The organism is Micromonospora lacuserhaii, assembly GCF_036902735.1.
GTDB lineage: Bacteria > Actinomycetota > Actinomycetes > Mycobacteriales > Micromonosporaceae > Micromonospora.
Map to the genome: position 1 here is coordinate 1 of NZ_JBAKHO010000094.1, position 10,226 is coordinate 10,226.

At 74.0% G+C, this 10,226-nt stretch carries 6 protein-coding genes; all 6 read left to right on the forward strand.

Features of this window, described 5'->3' with window-relative positions; all coding sequences use genetic code 11:
- A partial coding sequence (locus V6U81_RS28365) for a VWA domain-containing protein (protein WP_334494045.1) occupies positions 1–1,058 on the forward strand: 1,058 nt, incomplete at its 5' end.
- Positions 1,055–5,389 (forward strand): alpha-(1->3)-arabinofuranosyltransferase domain-containing protein, encoded by a 4,335-nt coding sequence (locus V6U81_RS28370; RefSeq protein ID WP_334494047.1) that lies wholly within the window; start codon positions 1,055–1,057, stop codon positions 5,387–5,389. The genes V6U81_RS28365 and V6U81_RS28370, both read left to right, overlap by 4 nt.
- Positions 5,390–5,393: 4 nt before the next feature.
- Entirely contained in the window at positions 5,394–6,218 is an 825-nt protein-coding gene (locus V6U81_RS28375; protein ID WP_334494048.1) for a class I SAM-dependent methyltransferase, read from the forward strand.
- A gap of 93 nt (positions 6,219–6,311) precedes the next feature.
- Positions 6,312–7,556, forward strand: a complete 1,245-nt coding sequence (pgfA, locus tag V6U81_RS28380; RefSeq protein WP_334494050.1) for a cell envelope lipid trafficking protein PgfA — start codon at positions 6,312–6,314, stop codon at positions 7,554–7,556.
- Between the two features lie 385 nt (positions 7,557–7,941).
- Complete coding sequence (locus tag V6U81_RS28385) at positions 7,942–8,544, forward strand: DUF6230 family protein (protein WP_334494051.1); 603 nt, start codon at positions 7,942–7,944, stop codon at positions 8,542–8,544.
- 78 nt (positions 8,545–8,622) lie between these two features.
- Positions 8,623–10,158, forward strand: coding sequence for a DUF6114 domain-containing protein (locus V6U81_RS28390; RefSeq protein ID WP_334494053.1), 1,536 nt, complete (start codon positions 8,623–8,625; stop codon positions 10,156–10,158).
- Positions 10,159–10,226: the final 68 nt, after the last annotated feature.

Sequence of the window (10,226 nt, forward strand, 5' to 3'; positions counted from 1 at the left end):
TGGCGGCGGCGCTGCGCCGGCTCGCCGGGCGCACCTTCGCCGCCGCCACCGCGCTGCCGCCCGGCGCCGGGCTGCCGGGCCGGTCGGACGCGGTCGCCAGCACCGAACAGGCGGTGCTCGGGCACAACACGCTGACCGGCGCGGGCAAGCTCGTCGCCGCGTACCCCGAGGTCGCGGTCCCGTCGCTCGACCTGCCGTACGTGGTCCTGCCCGCCGCCGGGGACACCGCCCGGGGCGCGGCGGCCGGCTTCCTCACCGACCTGCTCGGCACCGGCGCCCGCGAGGTGCTCACCGGGTACGGCTTCCGCACCGCGGCCGGCTTCCCGCCAGCGATCCCGCGCGACGGGCGGCTCAGCCCGGACGTCCGGCTGCCCGTCCCGCTGCCCGCCGAGGAGACCGTCACCCAGGTGCTCACCGGGTGGAGCGGCGTGCAGCGCAGCGCGCGGATCCTCACCGTGATCGACGTTTCCGGGTCGATGGCCGCGCAGGTCCCCGGCAGCGGTGGCACCCGGCTCGACGCCACCCTGGCCGCCGCCCGGGAGGGCGCCGGGCTGCTGCTGGACAACAGCGAGCTGGGCGTCTGGGTCTTCTCCACCAAGGTCGACGGCGACCGCGACTACCGGGAGATCCTCCCGGTCCACCCACTGCGCGTCCAGCGGGCCGCGCTGGCCCAGCGGCTGGCCGAGGTGCGGGTCAAGCCCAACGGCGGCACCGGCCTGTACGACACGACGCTGGCCGCGTACCGGGACGCCCGACGGCACTGGACCCCGGGCCGGATCAACCTGGTGCTGGTGATGACCGACGGTCGCAACGAGGACACCGAGAGCATCGGCCGGACGAAGTTCCTCGCCGAACTGCGCGCCCTGCAGGACCCGCGCCGGCCGCTGCCGATCGTCTTCATCGGCCTCGGCCGGGACGTCGACCCGGAGGAGCTGAACGCGATCGCGAAGGTGACCGGTGGCCAGGTGTTCCGCACCGACCAGCCGAAGGGGATGCGGCAGATCTTCTTCTCCGCGCTGGCGAACCTGAGCTGCCTGCCGCCGGAGTGCCGCCGGTGACCGGCGACCCGCGGCCCGTGGCGGCGACCCTGCCGGTACGGGTGGCCCGCCGGTTGGTCCGGCCGGTCCTCCAGGCCCCCGCCACCGCGCTCTGCCTGCTGCTGCTCACCGCCGTCGCGTTCGCCCAGCGGCCCGGCCAGGTCACCTTCGACACGAAGCTCGACCTGGCGGCGAACCCGGTGCACTTCCTGGCCCGGGCGCTGCACCTGTGGAACCCGGAGGCCACCTCCGGCGAGCTGCAGAACCAGGCGTACGGCTACCTCTTCCCGATGGGCCCGTTCTTCGCCGCCGGGCAGCTGCTCGGCCTGCCGCCGTGGATCACCCAGCGGCTCTGGTGCGCGCTGCTCTTCGGCGCCGCCTTCTACGGCCTGCTGCTGCTGGCCCGGACGATGCGGATCGGCACCGAACCGACCCGGTACGCGGCGGCGCTGGGCTACGCGCTGGCGCCCCGGGTGCTCACCGAGATCGGCGCGCTCTCCTCGGAGGTCCTCTCCGCCGCGATGCTGCCCTGGGTGCTGCTGCCGCTGGTCCGGGTGCGGCGGATCGGCTCGCCCCGCCGGGCCGCCGCGCTCTCCGCCCTGGCGGTGCTCGGCATGGGCGGGATCAACGCGGCGGTGGTGCTGCTCGCCCTGGTGCTGCCCGGGGTGTGGCTGCTCTCCCGCCGCTGGGACGCCGCCCACCTGCGGCTGGTCGGCTGGTGGTGCGTCTGCGTCACCGCGGTCTGCCTCTGGTGGATCGTGCCGCTGCTGCTGCTCGGCCAGTACAGCCTGCCGTTCCTGGACTACATCGAGTCGTCCACCACGACCACCGCGGTCGCCTCGCTCTTCCAGGCGGTACGCGGCACGAACCAGTGGGTGGCGTACATCGTCCAGGGCGACCCGTGGTGGCCGGCCGGCTGGCTGCTGATCGACCACCCGGTGCTGATGGCGCTCACCGCCGTGCTGGCGCTGCTCGGCCTGGCCGGGCTGGCCGGCAACCTGCTTCCCGAGCGGCGGTTCCTGGTGCTCGGCTTCCTGACCGGGCTGACCCTGCTCACCATGGGGTACGTCGGCAGCCTCGACAGCCCCCTGTCCGAGCAGGTGCGGAACCTGCTGGACGGGCCGCTGGCGCCGCTGCGCAACGTGCACAAGCTGGACCCGGTGCTGCGGCTGCCGCTGATGCTCGGCTTCGCGCACGGCGTGGACGCCTGGGCCACCCGCCTGCAGACCGCGGCCCGTCGACGTCGCCCTGGCCTGCGGCTCCGCCCGGTGGTCTTCGTACCGGTCCTGGCGCTGGTGCTGGGCGCCGCCGCGCCGGCCTGGACCGGGCTGCTGCGACCCGGGCCCGGCTGGGCGGACCTGCCGCCGCACTGGCGGGCGGCGGCCACCTGGCTGGCCGACCGGGACGCCCTGGCCCGCACCCTGATGGTGCCGGGTTCCAGCTTCGCCCAGTACGACTGGGGCCGCACCGTCGACGAGCCGTTGCAGGCCCTGGCGGGGGCGCCCTGGGCGGTGCGCCACCAGATCCCGCTCGGTTCGACCGGCAACACCCGGATGATGGACACCGTCGAGACGGTGCTCTCCAGCGGTCACGGCTCCGCGGGGCTGGCCGACTTCCTGGCCCGCTCCGGCTTCCACCATCTGCTGCTCCGCAACGACCTCGACCGGACGCAGGTGGAGGCGCCGCCGGTGGCGGTGCTGCGCCGGGCGCTGGCCCAGTCGCCGGGGATCGTCCGGGTGGCGTCCTTCGGCAGCACCGGCGCGGTCGGGCGGGCGGTCGGCAGCCCGGTCGACGAGGACGCCGGCAGGCTGCCCGCCGTCGAGGTGTACGAGGTGCGCCGCCCGGTCGCGGTCGCCTCGGCGGTCCTCACCGCCGACGTGCCCACGGTCAGCGGCGGCCCGGAGACCCTGCTGCCCCTGCTGGAACAGGGCGTGGTGGAACGGGACCGGCCGGTGGTCCTCGCCGGGGATCGCGCCAGCGGCGCGACCGGTGACCGGTGGATCGTCACCGACGGGCTGCGCCGGCGGGAACGGAACATCGGCCGGGTGCGGGACAACCTCAGCCAGACACTGACCGCCACCGAGGCGGGGCGGCAGGGTCGGGTCGCGTTGGACCTGCTGCCGTTCCCCGGGGGCAACCACCAGACGGTCGCCACCTACCAGGGGGTCCGCGAGGTGACCGCGTCCAGCGCGGTGAGCTTCGTGGACAACCTGGCCCCCGCCGACCCGTCGCACCTGCCGTTCGCCGCCGTCGACGGGGACGCGACCACCGCCTGGCACTCGGCGCCGCTGGCCGGGCCGGTGGGCCAGTGGCTCCAGCTCGACCTGGACACCCCGCGCGACGTGCAGCAGATCTCCGTGGCCTTCGTGGGTGACCTGGGCGTCGGCTGGCCGGTGACCCGGTTCCGGATCACCACCGACCGGGGCGCGGTCGACCACGACGTGGTGCCGGACCTGGGCGCCCGGACGTACTACACGCTGCCGGGCACGACCAGCTCGGTGCGGATCACGGTGCTGGCGGTGGCCGACGGCCGGATCGACGGCGGGGTGGGCATCCGGGAGCTGTCCGTACCGGGGATCACCCCCCGCCGCGCGCTGCGCGTCCCCGCCGACCTGCCCATCAGCGCCGGCGGAGTCTCCTGGTCGTTCAGTCGGGGTTCGGCGAGCCGACCGGCGTGCTTTCCCTCCGCCGTGACGGGCGCCGCCGGCACCGACTCGCCGCCCGGCACCGACGACGGGACGGGTACCCCCGCGACCGGCGGCGGCCAGGCCGGGACGCCGGCGACCGGGGTCCGGGCCGCCGGCGCGGTCGTCCGGTGCGACCGGTTCCTGGCCCGGGTGGGCGAGGAACCGCTCGGGCTGGACCGGTTGTTCCGCAGCTCGACCGCGGGCACCTGGCAGCTCGGGGTCACCGCGGTGGCCCGACCGGGCGGCGCGTTTACGCTGGCCGGGGCGCCGGTGGCGGCGGGCGCCTCGTCGTACCTGTCGGGGGACGCGACGGTCGGGCCGTGGGCGGCGGTCGACGGGGACCCGGGCACCGCCTGGCTGGCCGACATCACCGACCTGCGGCCCACCCTCCGGCTGAGCTGGGCGGGCGCGCGCCGGATCGACCGGCTGCGGCTGCGCCCGGCCGACCTGCCGGTGGGTTCGCTGCCCACCCGAGTCGAGGTCCGCGCCGGTGGCCGGACCCAGCTCGTCCCGGTCGATCCCGACGGTCTGGTCCGGCTGACGCCGGTGCGGACCGACCGGTTGGAGATCGCCGTCCGGGAGTCCACCCCCCGGGTGTCGGACCGGCGGGGCAACGGCTGGACGGCCACCGCCGGCATCGCCGAGGTGGAGGTGCCCGCGCTGGCCGATCTGCTTCGGCCGTTGCCGGCGGACGCCCGGCTCGTCGCGCCGTGCGGCGCCGGCCCGGCCGTCGAGCTCGACGGCTTCCGGTACGACACCTCGGTCACCGGCACCCTGGCCGACGCGGTCGCCGGCCGGTCGATGCCGGTGACCCTCTGCGGCGACACCGGCGCGGTGGTGGACCTGCCGGCGGGCGGGCACCGGCTGGTCACCGCGCCGTCCTCCGGGTTCGTGGCGCAGGACGTGACGCTGCGTCCGACCGGTGGGACGCGGGCCGCCCCTCGGCACCGGGACGTCCAGGTACGCGAGTGGGCGCCGACCGAGCGCCGGGTACAGGTCGCCGCGGGCGAGAGCGCGCTGCTGGTCGTACCCGAGAACGCGAACGCCGGCTGGACGGCCCGGCTGGACGGACGGGCGTTGCCGGTGGCCCGGGTCGACGGGTGGCAGCAGGCGTTCGTGCTGCCGGCGGGGGCCGGCGGCGAGGTCGTGCTGGAGTTCGCTCCCGACCGCGCCTACCGGGGCGGCCTGGCCGCCGGAGCGCTCACCGCGCTCGGCGTGCTGGTGCTCGCCGCCTGGCCGGTGCGGCGGCGGCCGGAGGACGGGGCGCCGATCCCGGCGGAGGGTGCGCCCTGGTTCGTGGGGACGCTGCTGGTGGTGCTGCTCGCCGCCCTGGGCGGGGTGCTGCCGGTGGCGATCGTGCTGGCCGCGATGCTGCTGCGCCAGCTCGCCCGGCGGGCCCTGCCGGTGGTGGTGTTCGGCGGGCTGGCGGTGGCCACGGTGACCGCGGTGGCCGGCCGGGTGCGCGGGCACGGCCAGGAGTGGGCCTACGGGACGTGGGTGCAGACCGCCATGCTGGTGGCGATCGGCGCGGTGGTCGCGGCGGTGGTCCCGGTTCCGGGCACGCCCGCGCCGGCCGGGGACGCCGCGGAACCGGTGGACGAGCATGTGACAGCCCCGGTGGCCGGCGACCCGCCGACCGCCGGCGAGAACGAGGACGGACGGTAGTGCGATGACCGCTGAGCAGGGGCGGGCGGCCCGGCGCCGCTTCGCCACCCTGGGTCGCTCGGTGACCCTGTTCCGGGCCTTCCTGGTCGAACAGACTGACCCGGACCACTTCTACGGCATGCTCGCCGACGACTCGGTACGCCAGGTCTCCGGTTACGCCGGGCTGGCCGGGCGGACCGTGCTCGACGTGGGTGGCGGGCCGGGCTACTTCGCCTCGGCGTTCCGGGCGGCCGGCGCCCACTACGTCGGGCTCGACCCGGACGTGGGGGACTTCTCCGCGGCCGGGTCGGCCGAGGGGATGCTGCGTGGCAGCGGCACCGCCCTGCCGGTCCGGACCGGGAGCGTGGACGTCTGCTTCTCGTCGAACGTGCTCGAACACGTCTCCGTGCCGCACCGGATGCTCGACGAGATGGCCCGGGTGACCCGACCTGGGGGGGTCATCTTCGTGTCGTTCACCCCGTGGCTCTCGCCGTGGGGCGGGCACGAGACCGCGCCCTGGCACTACCTGGGCGGGGAGCGGGCCCGGCGGCGCTACCAGCGGCGGATGGGCCGGCCGCCGAAGAACCGCTTCCGGGAGACGCTCTTCCCGGTCTCCATCTCCGACGCGCTGCGCTGGACCCGGGGCAACCCGGAGGTCGAGGTGCTGGACGCCCTGCCGCGCTACCACCCCTGGTGGGGCCGGTGGATCGTCCGGGTTCCCGGCGCCCGGGAGATCGCTTCATGGAACTTCCTGCTCGTGCTCCGTCGGGCCGGTGGAGAACCGGACGACGAGGGGCAGGTGGCCGTCGTCGCGGACGAAAGATCTGCTGCGGCGGGAAAAGTGAGCTGACCGGGGGTCGCGTCGCCATGTGACCAGGTAGTAACCTCCCGGCCATCGTTCAGATCCACATCGACGACAATTGAGCTCCTCCAGGGAGGAAAGATGAAGCACCGCGCCATCGGTGCCGTGCTGTTCGGGGTCGGCGTACTGCTCCTGGCGCTGGCCGCCGGGCTGGTGTTCGTCGTGACCCCCGCGTTGACCAAGCTCCCGTACGACCTGGACCCCTCGACGTCGGTGGCGGAAGCCAGCAACGCGAAGTTTCTCCAGATCAACAACGGGACCATCAAGGTCAACGACGGCAAACTCAGGTCCACCGTCCTGGTCACCCAGGACCGGTCGCAGACCGCGAAGCTCTCCGGCGACCTCGACGGCAAGGCCGTGGTGTGGAAGGTCGGCCAGACCGTCGACCGGGTCGACAACAAGGAGCTGGTCAGCGCGTACGGCGCCCAGCTCGCGCTGGACCGGGTCTCCGGCGCGGCGCTGGACTGGAAGGACCAGTGGCTCGACGACGCCGGCGAGCAGGAGCGGGTGAAGTTCGCCGGCCAGATCTACAAGTTCCCCTTCAACACCGAGAAGCGGGACTACGAGATCTACGACCGTGACCTGCGGACCGTCCGTCCGGCGAAGTTCGCCGGTACGGAGAAGATCCAGGGCCTCGAGGCGTACCGGTTCGAGCAGGTCATCACGGATGAGCCGCTGAACCTGGCCCCGGCCCGGGTCTCGGCGCTGGTGGCCACCTTCGCGAAGGACGCCACCGAAGCCAAGGTCGTCTACAGCAACCAGCGGACCGTCTGGGTGGACCCGGTCACGGGTTCCTACCTCAAGGTGCGCGAGGTGCAGAAGAAGGTTCTGACGCCGAACGTGGGCGAACCGACCACGCTGCTGGACGCCGACTTCGCGTACACCGACGAGACCATCGCGGCTTCGGCGAAGCGGGCGAAGGAGAGCCGGGACAGCCTGCGGCTGCTGGGCGTCTACGCCCCGATCGGCCTGGCGGTGCTGGGCCTGCTGCTGCTCGTCGGCGGCCTACTGATCGGTCGTCGCGGGGCGGCGGCGGTCACCGCCGGCGAGGCGCGGCACCGGGCCGACGTCGTGCCGGTCGCGGCGCCGCTCGACACCCCGACCCGGGTGGACGGCGAGCCGGTCCGCGACGACGACGTGCTGCCGGTCGAGGACGACGTGGACCGGGTGGACGAGCGGCCGACGGCCGAGCAGCCCCCGGTGGAGCGCGAGGGCGGCCCGCTCAGCGACGAGCTTCCGCCGGCGTCGACGAACTGGCGTGCCGAGGACGAGCCGACGGTGCCGGTGCAGCGTCCGGCCGCCGACGACGAGGCCGAGAAGCACTGAGTCGAGCGCGACAAGGAAGGGCGGGTCGACCGATGGTCGGCCCGCCCTTCGCGTTTCCACGGTCACGCTGAGCGCTCGTTACGGAATCGTAACCCGTCGATGGTTTGAGTGCGCAACGTGAGCGCCACCGGACCGGTACGCCCGGTTCGCGGGTTTCCTCCCGGGCGTCGCTCCCCGTCGGCATCTACCGACGGTGATCGATCGGGTTCATTGTGCAGCGGAAGAGTTACCGGCCGGTAATGGGGGTCTTGTGACCCACACCTCACCGGGGGCACCATCAGGCGCACGTTCGTTACCCGCCGGTAACAGGTGGCGGCCCGGCCCGGGGTCACCACCCGCCGATCGGCCCACCCCGAAGAGCACCAGCCCCACCGAGGAGGAATCCGTGCAGGATCGGATCGACAACCCGGGACGTACCCGGTGGCGGCGCTTCGCCGCGATGATGGTGCCCACGACCGCAGCCGTCGGCGCCATCCTGTTCGGCATGCAGAGCGGTGCCATCGCCTCCGACATCACCGTCTCCGGCCAGACCTTCAAGATCGGCGCGGAGCGGCTGGAGGGTGACGGCTTCAAGCAGTACGGCGGCAAGGTCAAGGAGAAGAACGGGACCGTCCACCCGGTCGCCCTGGCCGAGATCAGCAGCGCCGACCTCTACAAGCTCTGCCAGTCGGTCAAGGCGGACGGCATCCCGGTGGTGCTCACCATCCACGCGGGCGAGGGCAAGGAGCCGGCCCGTGCCAAGGACCTGCTCATCGCCATGGACAGCCTGGACGGCAACGCCACGTTCACCAACATCAAGATCGGGCGGGACGCCAGCGAGCTGAACGCCTCGGCGCAGGCCGGCTCCTTCGGTCAGAACGCCGAGCACGTGACCATCACCGGCCTCCAGCAGGTGTCCCGGTACACCACCGCCTCCACCTTCAACCTGGTGGGCCTGCGGCTGAAGATCAACGTCGGGGCGGACGCCCAGAACAAGGAATGTTTCTGAGCTGACCCCGGGTCCGCGGCGGCCGGCCGCCGCGGACCCGTTCGGAGTCCCTCGCCCCCGCTCCGCCAGGAGGAGTACGTGACAACCGCTGATCCGCAACACGTCCGCGCCGGTGGCGTCGGCCGGACGTGGCGGAGCTTCCGCCGCTGGCGCCGCAGCCGGCCCTTCTGGGGCGGCCTGTTCACCGCGCTGGCCGGGGCGGAGATGTTCGCCTCCACCAAGATGACGCTGAACGGCCTGAGCTTCCACAGCGGATCCACCGGGCTGTACTCGCTGCTGATCCCGATCATCCTGGTCACCTGCGGACTGCTGCTCTGGTTCAGCCCGGCGCAGCGGATCTTCTACTCGATCGTCGCCGCGGTCACCACCGTCTACTCGCTGATCGGGCTCAACCTCGGCGGCTTCTTCCTGGGCCTGCTGCTCGGCATGGTCGGCAGTGCCCTGGCCTTCGCCTGGACCCCGACCGCCCGGCCCGCCCCGACGCCGCTCGCCACCGACGCGCCGACCGGCGACCCCACGCCGGAGCCCCCCAGCGCCGACGACGGGTCGCTGGTCGACGAGCTGATGCCCGCCGAGGGCCGGGGCGTACCGCGGCAGCGCGACGATGCGCCGCCGACCGGCACGGAGCGACCCGGGGTGCCGGGTGGCGGCCGGGACCCGCACTACTTCGCGGTCGCGCTGGCGCTGCTCGGCCTCTCCGCCGGTGCCCTCACGGTCGTCCGGCCGACGCCCGTACAGGCCGCCCCGGTGCCGCCCGCCGCGTCCGCGTGCCCCACGCCGCCCACCGGGGCCACGAAGCCGGCCCCGACGGCCGGACCGACCCGCGCCACCCGGTCGACCCCGTCCGCCTCGGCCACCGCCGGTGGCGGCACGTCGACGCCAGCCGCCAGCCCCAGCCCGTCACCGACGTCCACCTCGGACGGGAACATCCTCACCGAGATCCTGCACGGCATCGGGGACCTCTTCACCGGTGGCCGTCAGGCCGAGCCGACCGCGAGCCCGTCGGCCAGCCCGAGCCCCAGCGGCGCCGGCAGGCCGGCGACCTCGGCGACGCCGGTACCGACCACCACCCGGCCCGGGCTCACCGGCCGGTCCGGCCGGGCCGCCGTCGCCTGCCCACCGGCCCCGCCGACCCGGTCCCGGACCGTCCAGCCGGGCAAGCTGATGCCGAAGCTCGCCCCGGAGCCGGGGCAGCCGAAGGTGGCGCAGCGACCGTCCAAGCTGACCGGTTCCAAGGTCACCATGACCGGGCTGCGGTTCGACGGGATCGTCGAGCTGCCGACCGCCAACGGGACGCTCAAGGTGCTGAAGTTCAGCATGGCCAAGGCGGTGACCGACGACTTCAAGCTGGTCGCGGACGGCCCGGTCGGGCGGAGCCAGCAGTACGTGACGGACCGGCTGACCGTGCAGGGCGACGTGGCGTTCTACGCGACCCGCTTCGTCGGCCGGCTGCTCGGCATCAAGATCACGCTGACCCCGGACCTGCCGTTCCCGGACGGCATCCCGATCACGTCACCTATCCCGATCACCTTCACCGATCCGGCGATCGACCTGGCCTTCGTCGACTCCGACACGCTGACCGCCCGGCCGGCGCTGGAGCTGCGGCTCGCCTGACCTCCGTCCCACCAGTCAGAGCCGGGCCAGCGCCCGGCGCAGCGGGTCGAGGCCGAGCGCGCCCAGGT

What these genes read in the sequence shown, in the direction of transcription:
- pgfA (WP_334494050.1), top strand. Translation starts at nt 6,312, where the DNA reads ATGAAGCACCGCGCCATCGGTGCCGTGCTGTTCGGGGTCGGCGTACTG.
- V6U81_RS28375 (WP_334494048.1), top strand. Translation starts at nt 5,394, where the DNA reads ATGACCGCTGAGCAGGGGCGGGCGGCCCGGCGCCGCTTCGCCACCCTG.